The sequence below is a fragment of the Paenibacillus xylanilyticus genome, assembly GCF_009664365.1.
Taxonomy (GTDB): Bacteria; Bacillota; Bacilli; order Paenibacillales; family Paenibacillaceae; genus Paenibacillus; species Paenibacillus xylanilyticus_A.
Window position 1 is genome coordinate 1,273,091 of record NZ_CP044310.1, and the last position, 17,519, is coordinate 1,290,609.

Consider the following 17,519-nt stretch of genomic DNA (forward strand, 5'->3'; position numbering starts at 1 on the left):
TTGGTGGGTATTATAGTGTAAAAACGAATCACGTTTTATGTCATGGAGGTATGAACGCAATTATGAATCAATCTGTTTTTAACTGGATCAACCAGTTTGCGGACCGGGTTCCGCTTCTGGACTGGTTTATGATCACTGCAGCAGAATATGCCGTGTGGATTATGATTGCTCTTCTGGTTATTGTCTGGTTCCTGGGTAATCCGGCCAAGCAGCGTATTGTCTTTTATGCATGTGTAGCATCTATTGTAGCTCTTGTTCTTGCCAAGTGGGGCATATCTCCAGCCGTTGGTCATCCAAGACCATTTGTGGAAGGGAATGTACATCAGCTGGTGCCGCATGTACCGGATCCATCTTTTCCAAGCAAGCATGCTTCATTTGTCTTTGCTCTTGCTGCCGCTTCGTTTTTCATCGGACGTCGATTTGGATGGTGGATGCTGCTGCTTGCTGTACTGACTGGGGTATCGCGTGTATATGTAGGTGTGCATTATCCGGGAGATATTCTTGGCGGTTTCATACTGGGCAGTCTGGTCAGTGTCATTCTGATCACAACGCGTAACTATACGAAGTCGGTTCCTGATTTCTTTATCCATATCCATCGGCGGGTGTTTCGCTAGAGCGGCGTTTATCGTATGAAGAAGAGGATAGGGCGATATATCCATTAAAGTCTTGCGTTTTTGGCTTTGCCAAAGACGGAGGCTTTTTTGTTTTTATTTCGAAGTTACATGAAACTTATTGAAAATTAAATTTGCATATCTACAATTCATGTCGATAGGTGTCGATATACTATTCATATGTATTGGTTTATGGCCAAGTTAAGGAGTGGGAACATGAAAAACACGCAGGGAAGCTTGATAGGGAAAATGAGGTTAACGATTCGCATGAAATTGTTGGCTGGGTTTTTGGTAGTAGTGGCACTGCTAGCCTTTGTAACCACTTATGCATTGACGCAGATTCAGGAAATGTCTAATACTTCTGAAGAAATTGATCAGATGTGGATGCCAAGCGTTAGTTTACTTGGTACGATGAATGGCGATATCTCTGATGTAGAGCGCCTGGCTCTGGCGGTCATTGTGGAGACGAATGAAAGTGAAGTTGTAAAGATGAATGAAGCATTACAGCAGCTCCAAACCAAGATTGAGGACGAGCGCAAACAGCTGATTCCACTTATAAAGGGTAGTGCTGACGCAATCGCGCTTTATGATACGTTTAGCACGAATTATGATGCCTATTTAGAAAAAATGCCAACATTTATTGAATTTGGCATGGCTAATAATTTTGAAGAAGCCAGCAGGCTGCATGCCGAAGCATATCCGTTATGGTTTACAGCTAATGATTCTATTGCTCAGCTGATTACGATGGGCAATGGCTTATCGGGCCAAGCTACAGCGGATTCACTGGATGAGGCAAACAGAGCATTTATTATCATTTTGGTAGTGACGGTCATTTCCTTCCTGATCGCAGTCTTTATCGCATTCTTCATTGCAAGCATCATCTCGAGACCAATTAAGAAGATGAACGAATCGGCAATGCTGATTGCAAACGGTGATCTAACGGGCGAAACGATCACGCTGAAAAACAAGGATGAGCTTGGCACGCTGGCTGCTTCCTTCAATACCATGACGGGTAACTTGCGTGCGATGATTCAGTCCGTTTCCGTGACTTCCGAGCAGGTAGCTGCTTCTTCGGAAGAACTGCTGGCGAGTGCCGAGCAAAATACGCAAGCATCAGAGCAAATTTCCGCAACTGTGGAACAGCTGGCTGTGGGCACATCTGACCAGGTGAATATAGTGAAACGTTCTTCCCAGGCGATGAGCGAAATGGCCATTGGTTCAGAACAGATTGCAGAGCTTGCTCAGAGTGTATCCGTATCGGCTGTGGATGCAGCGAATCAATCGGCTGAAGGGAATATGATTATCCAGCAGGCTGTGGATCAAATGGGATCGGTACGTACGTCCATTGCTTCACTAACAGAGCTCGTAACCGGGCTTGGAGAACGTTCTGCAGAGATTGGCAGCATTACGGAAGTCATCAACAATATTGCTCGTCAAACCAACCTTCTCGCATTGAATGCTGCGATCGAGGCCGCACGTGCAGGTGAACACGGACGTGGTTTCGCCGTTGTTGCCGGAGAAGTTCGTAAATTGGCCGAAGAATCATCGGAATCCGCACAGAAAATTACGGACCTGGTACAGCTCATTCAGAATGACACGAACCATGCGGTACAGGCCGTAAAAGTGAACAGCAGTGAAACAGAAGCCGGAATAGAGATGGTAACTGCGGCAGGACAAGCCTTTGAGCAAATCTCAGAAGCAGTGAACAAGGTCGCTGGTGAAATTCAGGAAGTATCTGCAGGATCGGAAGAAATGTCAGCAAGTACGGATGAAGTGGTTCGATATGTGGATCAAATCTCCAATATTGCGGAGGAAGCATCAGGCGGGGTACACAATGTATCTGCGGCAACCGAAGAACAGCTGGCTTCCATGGAAGAGATTGCATCCTCAGCTGGTTCTCTCTCCAAAATGGCAGAAGAGTTGCAAGAACAGATCAATAAATTCAAAGTATAGAATATTCGAGAGACTGTTACTTCAGGCGCGAGCAGCGTCATAAGTAACAGTCTTTTTTTGTACTCTGGGCTGGACATGTCTTGTTAAAAGTAAGGCAGAAAAGATCGATTATTGAAAACCACTTGGTACAAAATAGGCGAATTGACGCTGCTTTTAATGTTTTTCGCGAGTAGTAATGTTTACCACTTATGGAATATGTGATTTTGAATGTGGGTCTATTGACCTATTGTCTGATTAGGTTAATTGAACGGACTGTAATAGCTGGAAACGAAGTGGTATCAAATAGTTACAATATTTTAACCTTTGCAAATTACTTAATATTCATACAGTTATTCTTGTTGATGCCGGTTCAACTCCTGATCCTTAGTACTCAATAAGCTTGAGGCGAATACAGGACTTTGGTCTGATGATCACGATGGACAGCCCGTTTACAATGGGGCAAGCCCGGAGAGAACGAAGCCAGGTTAAATTTCTGTAACATCAGGGGGAACACGACATCATGAACTGGAAAAGTAAAATCATTACCGCGAGTCTAACAGCAACGATGCTGATGGGAAGTCTGACGACAGGAGCACTAACGGCACCGGTATCCGCAGCAACGGCCGAAAATGCCAAGCTGAAAGTGATCTGGGGAGTTAACATGCGTACTTCACCATCATCTTCTGCGAGTGTTGTTCGTATGGTGGGTAAAGGGGAAACCATTACCGTACTTCAACAATCCGGATCCGCATGGTATAAAGTAAAAGATTCCAGCAACCGGACAGGATACATATCCTCTTCATCTAAATACACCAAAGCCGTTAGCGGCAGCACAACAACATCGGGTTCCAGCAGCGCTTCTGTAACAGGCAGCGCCGCTGTGGAGAAAGTTATTGCTGCTGGCATGAAATATTGGGGCACGCCTTATGAGTTCGGAGCGAGCAGAAACAGTACGGCTACGTTCGATTGCTCCAGCTTTGTCCGCCAGGCATTTATCGATGCACTTGGAGTCAAGCTTCCTGCAGATTCACGTCAGCAGGGAACTTATGTAAAAGGCAAAGGTTCTGTTAAGACGGATTGGAAAAAACTCAAGCGTGGAGATTTGATGTTCTTTATGTCTTATAAAGGCACGAAAGCTTCCTCATATGCTGGGGTGAACAAGTCTACGGCAAGAATTACGCATGTCGGAATCTATCTCGGCGACGGAAAAATACTGCACACCTATTCCAATGCTGGTGGCGGAGTAACGACCAGCGACATCTCGGGCAAGCACTGGGAATATCGCTTTCTGTATGGCGGGAGTGCACTGTAAGATCAGTAAAGGCAAGTTTTGAGCTCTCGTAGAATAAATGTGTATCGTGAGAACAGAAAATGTGGATACAGCAAAAAGACCTTCCATCATCGCCGAATAGGCAGATGGAAGGTTTTTTGTATTTTTTGAGACCTCTAATCCTGGTAGTAAAGACGGAACAGTATATCCTGATTATAGTTGCCGAATCCCTCACCGTATAAGGTAAGACCTCCTACATGCTGGGCATCTTCTTCTACCGACAATCGCAATGTCCATTGATTGCGCTCGACCGGAATATCCGAGAGTGTTACTTCGGACACGCGCTGCCCATCAATAAACGTGCCTTCCTGCGTGATCCGCAGCACTTTCAGCATGCCGTACTGATTGACACTTTCACTCCACCAGTCTGGCGTGAATACGCCGCGGCCATTCCCCGAATCACCTGGGCTAGTCCATTCACCGACCTGTATCCCGTTGAGCATAAAGGTAATATCGGAGGGCCAATTGGGATTGACCGAAGGAGCCTCTGAACCGATCTCCAGTGATAATTCAATCGAGTTAATCTGCTGTCCCGATAAGAGATAGTTTGGAATTTTGTATTCCACAAATCCGCGTCCGAACCAGAGAATATTCGCGTGCATCCGCTCGGGATCCAGGAAATACCTCGGGTCATCATATTGCCCAATCACATGATTGACTGTAGCTAGGCCGCAGGTGGGATAAACGTCAAAATGGGTATAGTGCCCGACGGGTATAGCAACCTCGTGCACCTTGTTCGACATACCGGTATCCTGTGGCATGGAGATGCCGATCCAGTCGATCGCAAGGCTGTTCATTTTGTGGGTACCGCCGTCCTTGCGGACCATCTTGGATTGAATGATGCCGACATCCTGCAGCTTGCGAACGTGCATCGTTACGATGGCACTGCTTAGACCAAGTGAGGCGGCGATATCTTTTACATTCATCGGGTTCTCGGCAACAAGCCGTATAATCTGCAAGCGCACTTCACTGGCAAGTGCTTCGTATAAGGGCAGCCATTCGGCATCCGTATTTGCTCTAATCATGGGGTTCCTCCATTATTGAATATAGAATTAAGTTAAACATAAATCCATCAAAAAGAATAACATTTTTAAAAATTCAGGTTGAAATTAGGGTTATAATCGATTTTAATATAAATATGAACGTTGATCCATAGATTATCAATTAATTTTTTTATTAATCTTAAGGAGCTGAACTTCACGATGGTAAAAGCAAAAATGACGGTAGACAAGGATTTCACGATTGGTGCAGTCGATAAACGTTTATACGGTTCATTCATTGAGCATCTCGGACGTGCCGTATATGGCGGTATTTATGAGCCGGGGCATTCCTCTGCGAACGAAGCGGGATTCCGTACGGATGTGCTGGAGATGGTCAAGGAGCTGCAGGTGCCGATTGTACGCTATCCTGGGGGGAACTTTGTATCCGGTTACAATTGGGAAGATTCCGTAGGACCCGTTGCAGAACGTAAACGCAGACTTGAGCTGGCCTGGAGAACCATTGAGACAAATGAATTCGGTTTCAACGAATTCGTGGATTGGTCCAAACTTGCGAATTCCGAAGTCATGATGGCCGTCAATTTGGGGACACGGGGCGTAGATGCAGCCCGGAACATCGTGGAGTACAGCAACCATCCGGAAGGTTCATATTATAGTGATCTGCGGATCAAGCATGGTTACAAGGAGCCACATGCGGTTAAAACCTGGTGCTTGGGTAACGAGATGGACGGCCCATGGCAGATCGGTCACAAAACGGCAGAAGAATATGGACGGGTTGCGCTTGAAGCAGCGAAAGTTATGAAATGGACTGATCCAACCATTGAGCTGGTTGCCTGCGGAAGTTCGTCACTGGGCATGCCAACGTTCCCGGAATGGGAAGCAACCGTGCTGGATCAAACCTATGATCATGTGGAATACTTGTCACTCCATCAGTATTATGGCAACGCGGATGATGATACGCCTACGTTCCTGGCGCGTTCGCTGGAAATGGATCGGTTTATTGAGACCGTCATGGCAACCTGTGATTACATCAAGGCGAAGAAGCGCAGCAAGAAAACGATGTATCTGTCTTTCGATGAGTGGAACGTATGGTACCATTCCAATGAAAGTGACAGGAAGCTGGATCCGTGGCAGATTGCACCTCCACAGCTGGAGGATGTATACAACCATGAAGATGCGCTGCTTGTGGGATGTATGCTGATTAGCATGCTTAAGCATGCGGATCGCGTGAAGATGGCCTGCCTCGCACAATTGGTTAACGTTATCGCGCCGATCATGACGGACACAGGTGGTGCTGCCTGGAGACAGACCATTTTCTATCCGTTTATGCACGCTTCCGTCTTTGGACGTGGAACAGCACTTGTGCCATTGATTCAATCAGCGAAGTACGATACGAAGCAAATTACGGACGTGCCGTACCTGGAAGGAATTGCGGTGCATAATGAAGAGCAGGGTGAAGTAACTGTATTTGCCGTGAACCGTCACCTGGAAGATTCTCTTCAGCTTGAAGTCGATCTGCGCAGCTTCGGACAATGCAGCCTTCTGGAGCATATCGTACTGGAAAGTGATGACCTCAAAGCCGTGAATACGGCTGCACAGCCGAATCGGGTAGCTCCACATAACCGCGGCGGGGCTGAAGTGTCAGGCACGCAGGTTACTGCAAGTCTTGCGAAGGCTTCCTGGAACGTGATTCGTTTGAAAATTCAATAAAAATAAGTGTAATGGAAGAAAAGGATGTTTCCGTCTTGAGGTGACGGGAACATCCTTTTTTACTATTCAGATTAACGGGTATTACTCCAGCTCCGTTTTTGAATCAAATACGAAACTTTCACCATCCCGGGGAATGAGAACCTGCCCGTTCAGCTGTTCGGAAGCCAGGTAACTGGCGAGATCCAACCGGGTCATCATGCAATGGTTGATGGCATCCATATGAACGGCGATGACATGTGCATCCGGTGCATGTCGTTTCACTGCAGCTACATCCGGTCCGTCCATGGTGATTGGGTCACCCTGGGTAAAACGGGCACCCCCCGCGTTGACAACGATTACTTCCGGTTGGTATCGCTCTATGGCTTCGGCCGGTTCTTCGCACCAGATCGTGTCTCCGGCAATATACGATACGGGTTCGGCATCAGCCTCAAGCACAAAACCGGATACCTTGCCCATCCGCTCGGCGATTTCCCCCGTGCCATGCTGGCCTGAAGTTCGTGCAAAACGTACAGAATGAAACTCATATTTCTCATCCACCGCATGAACACTCGTGAAACCGGCTTCGATAAATATGTTCTCATCACCAGGCTGACACAATAAAGGCACATCCTTGCGGAGCCGTTCCGCCGCGGCTGCATCCCAGTGATCGATGTGGGTATGGGTAACAATCACCACATCCGGATTGGTGTAATCGGTCTCTGTTTCCGGCAAGGCCGCTCTCGGATTGCGTAGATCATTAGGTGTGTTGGGAAAAGCAGGCATCTCTTCAGGATCCATCAACATTGGATCAACCAGGATATTCAGATCGGCATATTCAAGCCATAGGGTGGCATGACGAATCAATTGAATTTTCATTGCATCTGCACTCCTTCAAGATAGGTATATATTCTCCTATATGGTATACAACCCGTTTTTGCAGTAAATAACGCGCATAACCAAGAAATGGATGGGAGAAGTAAGCTTCAAGTATCTCGTTACCTCTTCTCGCGCAGGTTCAACTGCAGCAGAATCTCGGCTCGGAGCAGTTCCTTTGAGGTAAGTAAATGGCCAGTCCGGATGTAAAGCCGTTTACCGTCCTTCAGATGCAGGGCGATCAGGGGAGCTGAGGATAACATCCAACTGCTGGCCCCGGATGCTGTAAGTTCGATATGACGAATCTTATGCCAAGGAACGGTCCTTCCCTGGGTTACGAGTGCTTCATCATTCCAAGAGAATAACACGGTGGATCGTCTGGTTAAGCCCGACAAAAACATGAAAAACAGTGGACCCACGAGCCACATGCCAATAATGGCAGCAATCGTGTAGGGCAATGTCTGCAATCTCCCCGCGTATTCAACATAATTGATCCAGAGTAGAGCTGCACATAACAGTAAAAATATAAGACATAATGTGCTTTTTCAGAGCATAGTACTCCGGCGATAGCCTAAATGCTGATCATCAAACTCAGCTGTTTCATGTTCCAAAAGGTAATCCTCCTTATCATCATCTGCCCCAAACATAAATCATGCCGCACTGCGGTGCAGGCGGCACAGATGGGCATTCATTACCCCGGAATTGCGGTGTCACCACCGGTCTCCCGTGCATGGGCGTACAGGTCGGCGTAGATGCCTTCGGCTTCGATCAGATGCTGGTGCGAGCCTTCCTCAACAATTTCGCCATGTTCCATGACCAGAATCCGGTCTGCGTGCATAACAGTAGACAGGCGATGTGCAATGACAATCGTGGTTCGACCCTGAGATACCGTTTCCAGGGCCTGCTGCACCAGCTGCTCGGTATGGGAATCCAGATTGGCGGTTGCCTCATCGAGAATAAGTATACGGGGCTGGAATACGACAATGCGGGCAAAAGAGATTAACTGACGTTCCCCGGCAGACAGACCGCTACCGCGTTCCGAGAGGCGAGTATCGTATCCCTGCGGCAGTCTTGAGATCATGGCATGTGCCCCGACAAAACGGCAGGCTTCGATTGCCTGTTCTCTCGTAATATCCTCCCGAAACATGCGGACATTGTCAATAATGGAGCCTGAGAATAGAAAAGGCTCCTGCTGAATAAGCCCCACAATACGATGCAGCTTGGCCTGAGGTAGCTGCCTGATATCCGTGCCGTCGATTTCAATGCTGCCCTGATTGACATCGTAGAACCGATTGAGCAGGGAGATCAGTGTGCTTTTGCCAGCTCCCGTTGTACCCACAATGCCGACCATTTCCCCTGGATAGAGGTGCAGATTCAGATGCTGAATGAGTGGACGGTCAGCCCGGTAGCCGAAGGACACATCGTTAAAATCAATTTGTCCCATCACGTCCCGGGGGTCCAGTGAAGAAGCAGTCTCTGCTTTTGGATCTGCGACCTCGGGTCTGGTATTCAGAATGTTCCAGATCCGATCCATGGATACGGTAGTGGACTGGAACGTATTCCATTGCATCGTAATCTGGTTGATCGGCTGGAAGAACTGGCGGATGTAGCTGATAAATGCATAAAGCACACCGACCTGCAGCGATTCACCCAGCACGGCGCGTCCGCCAAGCCATACCATCATCACCAGGGCGGCGTTACCCAGAATGTCAAACGTCCGGTTGAAGATGACATTGGAACGGGCCTGGGTAATGTTGGCCTTCAAATGTAACTTATTTTGCTCTGTGAAGCGTTTCTTCTGTTCCTCCTCCTGGTGAAAAGCCTGAATCAGAAACATGCCGGACAGGTTCTCCGCCGTAAAAGCAATCAGGCGGGAGAGATGGGTACGGGCATTTTGATAGGCCTGGCGCAGCTTGCTGCGAAACAGGATCGCCACAATGGCGATAACGGGCAGTACAATCAGCGAGTAACCAGCGAGCACCGGGTCAAGCTGGAACATGAAGAAGATAATGAGCACCAGCATCATGCCATCCCGAATCAGACTGAGCAGAACCTGGGTGAAGAAACTGCTGATCGTCTCCGTGTCGCTGGACACATTCGTGACCAGACTTCCGATATGGAAGCGGTCGAAGAAGGACATCGACATTTTGGAGATGTGCCGGAAGAGATCTTTACGAATACGAGAGACGATGTTCTGACCGACATGCTGCAGCAGGTTGTTTTGTATATAGGTAAAAATAAAGCTGATTACAGCCAGTGCCAGATAGACGGCAGCCAGTTTTACAAGAAATCCTATGCTGGTCTGGCCGATTGCCAGATGGTCATCAATAGCGATTTTGACCAGATATGGCTGGAGCAGGTCGGCGGAGATCCCGAGCAAGGAGCATAAAAAGATGCCCAAAAAAGCAAATCGATGAGGTCTAGCGTAGCTCATCATCGCTTTGAACGATGAACGCTTGCTGAGTTCTCTCTCTGTGCCCGAACCTGCATGGTTCCCGGATGAGGCCTGAGGTTCGGGACTTACTAGGGTATGGGCACCGGTCTTATGGTCCTTCATGATGCAATCCCTCCTCCTGCAAACGATAGGTCGCAGCGTACAGGCCCTCAGCGGCCATTAATTGCGAGTGCGTGCCTTGTTCAGCGATGTGTCCCTCATCCAGCACAATAATTTCATCCGCATGACGGACGGCGCTAATGCGATGGGAGATAATCAGGGTTGTTTTGCCTTTGCCAATTTTCTTCAGGCTGCGCAGGATGCCACTTTCCGTTACCGCATCAACGGCGCTCATGCTGTCGTCGAGAATAAGGATCTGAGCCTTTTTGATCAATCCCCGAGCCAAGCTGGTTCGCTGACGCTGACCGCCGGACAACGTTAGTCCACGTTCACCGAGCAGGGTGTCGAACTGATCCGGGAAGCGAATAATGTTGTCGTAGATCATGGCCTGCCTTGCACTACGTTCCACGTTGTCCAGCGGGACCTCTCGGTCACTGAAAGCGATATTGTCTCGAATGGTGGTGCTGAACAGGAAACCATCCTGCGGGACATAGGCAATGCGGGAACGAAGACTTTCCAGCGACAGCTGCCGAATGTCTGTGCCATTCATACGAATCGTGCCTTCAGGCGGTTCATATGTACGAAGCAGCAGTTTGACCAGGGTGCTTTTGCCGGAGCCGGTCTTGCCCACAATGCCTACGGTCTGTCCTGCGGCAATCTTCAGACTGATGTGCTTAAGAGCAGAAGCGGAGCTCCCGGGGTAGGAGAAGGATAATTCGTCAATGGTGATGTCATTCACGGCACTCAGGGTTTTGGCCCCGGGGACTTCCCGGACATCCGGTTTTTCTGTCAGCAGATCGTTAACCCGTTCAAGGGACGCTCCCGATCGCTGCATGGTATTAATGACATTGCCAATCTGCTGAAGCGGTCCCATAATGATCCGCAAATATAGCGTCAGCGCAACAAAGCTTCCGAGTGTAATGGAATTTTGCATCGTCAGAATACCTCCGACAAGCAGGGAAACAACAAGCGAGATGGCCCCAAGCAGTGGCAGCAGCGCTTGAAACAGGGAAGAGAGTCGCACGAGTCGCAATTGTTTTTCCTTAATGGCATCTACAGTTGCGCCGAATCGTGCACGGGCACCGTCTTCAATGGCAAACGTCTTTGTCACGCGAATTCCGCCGAGCTGCTCTTCTGCAGATTCGGTCATGCTTGCAAGGGCATCCTGCACATCACGAGAACGCTTGCGGATGCGGGGGCCAAAGAACACAACCAGAAAGGGGATGGCCAGCAAGGGAATGATACTGATTAGAATAAGGCTCATGGGAATGCCACTAAGCAGCATCATGACGATACAGGAGATCAGCAGAAATGTGGCATTTGTCATCATCGTCACCCCGTTGGAAATGGCTTCGCGCACGGAGGTAACGTCATTCATGACATAGCTGAGCAGTTTCCCGTTTCCCTGCTTGGAAAAGTAGTGCTCGCTCAATTCGGAAAACTTGCCGAAAATGCGTTCGCGTGTCATGAATTCGAAGCGGCGTCCAAGTCGCATAATCATGAACTGTCCTGTTCCGAAGAGAAGGTTGTAGGCGATAGCGATGGCCAGAAGCCATAGGCTGTAACGGATGACTGTATTCATTTGAAGTGTATTCTGCATGAGCTGGTCCGTGAAACTGCCCAGAATACGGGGCAAAGAGGCCTGACCGACATTGGAGGCAATGATCAGCACAACAGCAGTCAGATACACGGGCCAGTTGGAGACGACATAGCTTCGAAGTAATCCTGTCTTGGACATATCTCGGGTTCTCCTTTGTTAGGGTGAAAGTTAGGCAAGGTACGGAGGCAAGAAAAGGGCCGACACCTATAATTAGCGCGTCGTGCCCTCTTACTTTATGCGATCCAGTTTGCTATTTATCCGTTAACGAATGATTTCTTCTTTTCTTATTTTTGCGCTAATTCGTATCATTGTCAACGAAGCCGGGAAGAAGGGCATGAAAGTGAAAATTTCCAGGCCATGCAGACATGGATATGTAGTTTTTTGCACAAGATTACCCTAATGTCGAATTCTCTGAAACATTTTCTGAAGGTGTCCCGTCTGTAGGATTGAAGAAGTCAAAAATAGGGTTTACTAAACTTAGGAGGTGCCAGGAAATGAAACATAAAAAAGGATTGGCTGCAACACTTGCGCTTTGCGTTTCTCTGACGGCAGGAGGTGCTTCTGTATTCGCTTTTTCGGACGTAACCGATGAAGGGCAAAAAACTATCGTGGATTCCCTGAAATCCAAAGGGGTTGTCAGTGGTGTAACGGCGGATCTGTTCCGTCCGGATCAGGCGTTGTCCGAGCCGCAGGGGGTTCAATTGATCGTGAAGGCATTTGGATTGAAAAATGAATATGCTGCCGCTTCCGCGCAAAATAAAATCAGTCCGGATACCTGGTATGCAGATGCTGTACAGGCTGCAACCCAAAATGGTCTGTCCATCCCGGTAGAGTTGAATCCGCAAGGCAAGATGACACGTGAGCAATTTGTTATTTTGCTTCATGAAGGCATTAACACAACCGGGAATTATCCGGTTATTATGAAGTATAATTTGGTTAAGGACGAAAATAAAATCGGTAAGGACGCCATATCTGCAGTCCAGAACCTGCTGAACATGAACATCATTGAACTGGATAAGGACGGCAACTTCCGTCCAGATCAGTCGCTTACCCGTATGGAGGCTGCAAGCATGATCTTCAATGCACTTGAATTTGTGGATAAGCACGGCAATGGTGGATCGGCTGAGCCAGCTCCAGAGACTCCAGGGGAAGGCCAGCAAGCCATCGTACCTGAAGTAACTACAACGAAGGTTGATGACAAAACAACCAAGGTGAAGCTCACGGCTGAAATGCCTCATCCTGGCTACGGTTTGAAGATTGATGACGTCAAACTGGAGAAGGATGGACGTGCGATCGTGCTGTATTCCATCGTTCAGCCAGATCCGGACATGATGTATCCGATGGTGATCACGGAAGTTACGGCAGAGACGGATATTCCAGCCGGGTATACCGCTGAAGCACAGCCTTCCGGCAAGTAAGAGCATTTGTTTACGGAATGAACCCTTGTTAGATTGATAATGTAAGGAATAAATTCATCGCTAGAAGAGACTTAAAACCCACCGCGGCCAGATCAACATGGACGGTGGGTTTTTGGGTTTGTTTGCATGGCTGCTATTAATGATTAGTCCTGTGTTTCCTCTTGCGGTTCATAGTCAAACCAATCGAAATGTGCTGGTGTACCGACTCCGCATGGAGCATGAGCGTACATGGCGATGATGATGCCCGTGAAGCCGCCTGCCACTTCGGTAGAGAGCAGATGGGTTTCACCAGATCCTATCCGGATGTCCTTTCCCAAGTCGTGCTGCAGGAAAAACGTGAATTGATTACGATCTGTCTGAATTTTTAATCTGACGGGGCCTGTTCCACAGTCGTGAACCTGTTCAGTTTGTAATGAACCTACGGTTCGGCGGAAAATAACTTTCTTCTCACCATGAATCTGCTTAATCGCCAGATCGTAATGATAGTTTCCATTCATGAAGACCGTTAACCCGGCCTCTTCTTCTTCCTGCAGCGGCTCATAATCCAGACTGGCAGCAATGCTGCAGTGGAAATGACTCAAGCGCCGCCCAACAAATGCGGGATTCCCCTGATCATGAAGGGAGAAGGAGTTCCCGCATAAGGTCAAGTGACCTGGATTCGAAGTTAGGGACCAGCTGCCTGGAGCCGGATTTCGCAGGAACACCCAGCCCAGCCCCAGTGTGGGCAGGTCAAAATGCTCTCGAACTGCTGGCGATGGCCACGGCGTTTCCGGCAGCTGCGGTCCAGTCATGATAGGCTCCATATGTCCGTTATCACCGATGACAGGCCATCCATCTTCGGTCCAAGTGACTGGAGCAAGGAACGTCTCACGTCCCAGATGATGCCGCAGCGGATAGCCAGCAGGACGAATGCCGAGGCAGACGGCCCACCAGCTTCCATCCTGAATCTGGATAAGGTCTGCATGCCCTGTAGCATGGATGCTGGTCTTCATGCTTCGATTGGACAGGATCGGATTGGCCGGACAAGCTTCATATGGTCCATAGGGATCGTTGCTGCGGGCAATGGTAACCATATGTCCATATTCCGTGCCTCCTTCAGCAATCATCAGATAATACATGCCATTTACTTTGTACAGATGGGGTGCCTCAGGCGCGGCTCCTCCTGTTCCTTTCCAGATTAATCGGCTGTCGGTTAATCGTTCCCCTGTTTCGATATCAATCTCGCACTGATAGATGCCTTCACCTTCTGCACCGTTACAGGCAGATTGGAAGTATACCCGGCCATCTTCATCGAATAAAAGGGAGGGATCAATGCCTTTCTGATCAACATAAACGGGTTCCGACCAAGGGCCTTCAGGCTGACGGCTGCGTACATAAAAGTTGCCACCTGCACTTACATTGGTCGTGATCATATAGAACCAGCCGTCATGATGCCGAAGGGTTGGCGCATAGATTCCCCCGGAAACCCATGCATTTGCCAGTACAATCTGTTGGTCAGAGGTTAGCACATGGCCAATCTGCCGCCAGTGGACCAGATCTCGGCTGTGGAATATGGGCACTCCTGGAGCGTATTCGAAGGTGCTGGTTACCAGGTAATAATCTTCATCTACCCGGCAGATACTCGGATCAGGATAAAAGCCAGGTATGACGGGATTGCTGTATTTCATCATGTATTACTCCTATTCATTCCAAAGTTTAACGCGGTCCTGGACGTACTTGGTAAATCCTTGTTCCATTTTCTCAACGCCGGCGTCAATCAGCATCTGCTGATAGTCATTCCAGATGGCTTCAAATTCCTCCGGTTTGGCCATTATGGCCTGTGGGATCTGCTTCCATGTGATGTCCTTGACCTTACTTGAGATAATGTTGATCTCGTCCTCGCTCGGCACAGAGATGTTCCATACGGCACCCCAAGGTTTGGATGGAAATTCCTTTTCATTCGGGAACAAATCCATCCATGTTGTGGCACCATAGGCCTTGAGAGTTTCCTTATCGGCATCCGTATAATTTTCCACAATCTGTTCCGGGAAGTTCTTGGTGTAATAATTGCCGGTGGAGTCTTTGACACCATCTCCATAGTGAGCACCGAGGTTCGTGTAAAATCCGATACCGGATTCCCTGCTGAACGCAATGTTATCATTCACGATACGTTCCTGTACTTCAGCGGGGACAACACGGGTGCCATCCTTGACTTCATAATGCTTGCCTTCAATTCCCCAGTTGTTCAATACCTGGGCTTCTTCTGAAGCAAGGTAGTCCAGGAACTTGATCGCCCGGACCGGATCTTCGCAGTCTACAGTGATGCCAAGACCCCAGCCAGCCATAAAGCCCGTTGATTGATAACGGTTATCCTTGTATTGATCCGATAACATGACAGAATAGTGTCCGTAGGTCTGGTCATTTTTCCCGGCAGCTTTCAGTGCCTTTTCGCCGTCAGCATAGCCCCAGTCCACATCGGTCAGGCCGATAACCCGGCCAGAAGCGACTTTGGACAGATACTGGTCATTCTTTTGCACAAAGGACTCCTTATCGAGCAAACCGGTATTGTACATGTGGTTCAGCCACTGGAAATATTCCTTTTCACCTTCGATGCGGAAATGATAAGAAGCCTCATAGGTTTCCGGATCGATGTAGTATTCACCGTCACCTGATTTGCCGGTCGTTTCGGCTGCCTGGTTCGTTACAGTAATCTGAATGTGCCAGTCGTCCGCATTCAGCGTCATGCCGATGTTTGGATTGCCATTTTCATCGGTAGGATGTTTCTCCAGATAATTGCGGATGACATTCTCGTAATCCTGTAACGTTTTGATCTTAGGATATCCAGCTTCCTTCACGGCTCGATGCTGCAGCTGGAAGCCGCCGCCTGCGACGAAGTTGACCCCATCAATCGCAGAGTATGTTGGAATGACGTAGATGGAGGGATCATCATTGCTGTAGCGAAGCCGCTTCATTTCATCCCCGAACAGTTTTTTGAGGTTGGGCGCATGCTCTTCAATCAGATCGGTTAGATCAAGCATGGCCCCGGCATCGATTAATTTGTCGAGATCCCCTTTGGGACTGATCAGATCCGGGTAATCCCCGCTTGCTGCGATTAGTGCCAAACGCTGGGATGGATCCGACATGGCGAACTCCGCATTGAGGGTTACACCGGTTTGTTTGGTAATTTCCTTTCCGACCTCATCCTGCATGTTGCTCCAATTCGGATTGGCATCTGCACCGAAGAAAGTGAAGGTTACTGGAGCCGTTTCATCACCGCTGGAGCTGCCATTTGTTGCACCTTCACTGCTGCATCCTGCAAGCAAGCTGAATGAGAGTGTGAGTGCGACGGACCATTTGGGAATGTTTCTTATCGATTTAACCATGCTAACCCCCTGAGATATTTGTAATTTTGAATGCGTTTACAAATCTGATCTTAAAAAAATCAGACTGCCCGTAGAGCAGAATCATGATCATGTGTTTCTGATCGTATACACCTCCTTAATTCGTCATCCACTGCCGTCTCTACATGATGAATTATATCGGGGGCGTACGGTGGAAACCTTGATTTTTCGGTCTTGGAGTAGCATGATATAGACATCAATCCAACCGGAATCGTGGAGGAGAAACGATTGAGCAGCACGTATTTGAACTGGTTTACATCTGACTTGCAGTTTCCATTTTATATTCAGTACGGTGGGCATGAGGAGGATACCGAGCTGCATCAGCACGTCGATTTTTCGGAGCTCGTCATCGTGCTGAACGGTAATGCCACGCATGTTGTACATACGGAGGAGTATTTTATCAAAAAGGGCAATGCCTTTGTCATTAACGGCTCCACACCTCATGCTTACAGGGACCCTCATGACTTTAAAATCTGCAATATTATGTTCAGACCGGAGATGCTTGCATCCATTGGACCGGATCTGAAGAAATCGAACGGGTATCAGGCGCTGTTCGTGCTGGAACCATACTATCGCAATATTCAATCTTATCCTGGCAAGCTGGCGCTTCCCATTCCCAGTCTGGAGTATGTGGAATCGCTGATTGCGGTCATGATTGAAGAGTATCATGGCCAGCTGCAGGGGTATCAGACGATGCTGCTCTCACGGTTCACGGAGCTGGTCGTCTACCTGTCGAGGCACTATGATACGCAGGAAAAGGGGATGGAGGGCAACCATCTGATGCACTTGGCGAATGCCATATCCTATATGGAAGATCATTACCTGGAGCCGCTGACACTGGAGGAGATTGCAGGTAAATCCAATATCTCGGTAAGGCACCTGAATCGGATCTTTCGCTCCTATTATCAGATGACACCAATTGCTTATATGTTGACGCTTCGCCTGGAGAGAGCATGCGGCTTGTTGAAACACAGCAGCCTGACCATAACCCAGATCTCCTATGAATGCGGGTTTAACGATAGCAACTACTTCACACGTCAGTTCCGAAAGGCCTATGGAGTCTCCCCTAAGGTATACAGGCAAAATCACATCGATTAGTAACCAGAATCCTTTTTCAACGTATACAATCCATAG

General features: G+C 48.5%; 13 protein-coding genes. 6 read left to right on the plus strand and 7 right to left on the minus strand.

The window, feature by feature from the left end; all coding sequences use genetic code 11:
- Positions 1-62 precede the first annotated feature (62 nt).
- From F4V51_RS05670 to F4V51_RS05680, 3 genes are all read left to right on the plus strand, one after another.
- Positions 63-614 carry an undecaprenyl-diphosphatase gene (locus F4V51_RS05670; protein ID WP_162009901.1) on the plus strand — a complete coding sequence of 184 codons (552 nt, stop codon included), beginning with the start codon at positions 63-65 and terminating at the stop codon, positions 612-614.
- 246 nt (positions 615-860) lie between these two features.
- Positions 861-2,564, plus strand: a complete 1,704-nt coding sequence (locus F4V51_RS05675; protein WP_153980576.1) for a methyl-accepting chemotaxis protein — start codon at positions 861-863, stop codon at positions 2,562-2,564.
- Positions 2,565-3,063: 499 nt separating this feature from the next.
- Positions 3,064-3,855 carry a C40 family peptidase gene (locus F4V51_RS05680; protein ID WP_153977222.1) on the plus strand — a complete coding sequence of 264 codons (792 nt, stop codon included), beginning with the start codon at positions 3,064-3,066 and terminating at the stop codon, positions 3,853-3,855.
- Between the two features lie 134 nt (positions 3,856-3,989).
- On the opposite strand, the gene F4V51_RS05685 is transcribed toward F4V51_RS05680, so the two are convergent.
- The gene (locus F4V51_RS05685; protein ID WP_153977223.1) at positions 3,990-4,898 is read right to left on the minus strand and encodes an ArsR/SmtB family transcription factor; all 909 of its coding nucleotides are present in this window, start codon (positions 4,896-4,898) and stop codon (positions 3,990-3,992) included.
- A gap of 177 nt (positions 4,899-5,075) precedes the next feature.
- Here F4V51_RS05685 and F4V51_RS05690 point away from each other — a divergent pair, with 177 nt between their 5' ends.
- Complete coding sequence (locus tag F4V51_RS05690; protein ID WP_153977224.1) at positions 5,076-6,581, plus strand: arabinosylfuranosidase ArfA; 1,506 nt, start codon at positions 5,076-5,078, stop codon at positions 6,579-6,581.
- An 81-nt stretch (positions 6,582-6,662) separates the two neighbouring features.
- Here F4V51_RS05690 and F4V51_RS05695 read toward each other — a convergent pair whose 3' ends face one another.
- From F4V51_RS05695 to F4V51_RS05710, 4 genes are all read right to left on the minus strand, one after another.
- Positions 6,663-7,436, minus strand: coding sequence for an MBL fold metallo-hydrolase (locus F4V51_RS05695; RefSeq protein WP_153977225.1), 774 nt, complete (start codon positions 7,434-7,436; stop codon positions 6,663-6,665).
- Between the two features lie 119 nt (positions 7,437-7,555).
- The gene (locus F4V51_RS05700; RefSeq protein ID WP_153977226.1) at positions 7,556-7,891 is read right to left on the minus strand and encodes a hypothetical protein; all 336 of its coding nucleotides are present in this window, start codon (positions 7,889-7,891) and stop codon (positions 7,556-7,558) included.
- A gap of 233 nt (positions 7,892-8,124) precedes the next feature.
- Complete coding sequence (locus F4V51_RS05705) at positions 8,125-9,990, minus strand: ABC transporter ATP-binding protein (protein WP_153977227.1); 1,866 nt, start codon at positions 9,988-9,990, stop codon at positions 8,125-8,127.
- Positions 9,977-11,725, minus strand: a complete 1,749-nt coding sequence (locus F4V51_RS05710; protein ID WP_153977228.1) for an ABC transporter ATP-binding protein — start codon at positions 11,723-11,725, stop codon at positions 9,977-9,979. The genes F4V51_RS05705 and F4V51_RS05710 overlap by 14 nt, the downstream gene beginning before the upstream one ends.
- 356 nt (positions 11,726-12,081) lie before the next feature.
- On the opposite strand from F4V51_RS05710, the gene F4V51_RS05715 reads away from it, so the two are divergent.
- Positions 12,082-13,005 carry an S-layer homology domain-containing protein gene (locus F4V51_RS05715; RefSeq protein WP_153977229.1) on the plus strand — a complete coding sequence of 308 codons (924 nt, stop codon included), beginning with the start codon at positions 12,082-12,084 and terminating at the stop codon, positions 13,003-13,005.
- Positions 13,006-13,148: 143 nt separating this feature from the next.
- Here the strand turns inward: F4V51_RS05715 and F4V51_RS05720 are convergent, their stop codons facing one another.
- Together F4V51_RS05720 and F4V51_RS05725 are read right to left on the minus strand one after the other, a co-directional pair.
- Positions 13,149-14,672 carry a glycoside hydrolase family 43 protein gene (locus F4V51_RS05720; RefSeq protein WP_153980577.1) on the minus strand — a complete coding sequence of 508 codons (1,524 nt, stop codon included), beginning with the start codon at positions 14,670-14,672 and terminating at the stop codon, positions 13,149-13,151.
- A 12-nt stretch (positions 14,673-14,684) separates the two neighbouring features.
- A complete protein-coding gene (locus tag F4V51_RS05725; RefSeq protein WP_153977230.1) occupies positions 14,685-16,367 on the minus strand; it encodes an ABC transporter substrate-binding protein in 1,683 nt (560 codons plus the stop codon).
- 246 nt (positions 16,368-16,613) lie between these two features.
- Between F4V51_RS05725 and F4V51_RS05730 the strand changes: the two genes are divergently transcribed.
- Positions 16,614-17,483 carry an AraC family transcriptional regulator gene (locus tag F4V51_RS05730; RefSeq protein WP_153977231.1) on the plus strand — a complete coding sequence of 290 codons (870 nt, stop codon included), beginning with the start codon at positions 16,614-16,616 and terminating at the stop codon, positions 17,481-17,483.
- Positions 17,484-17,519: the final 36 nt, after the last annotated feature.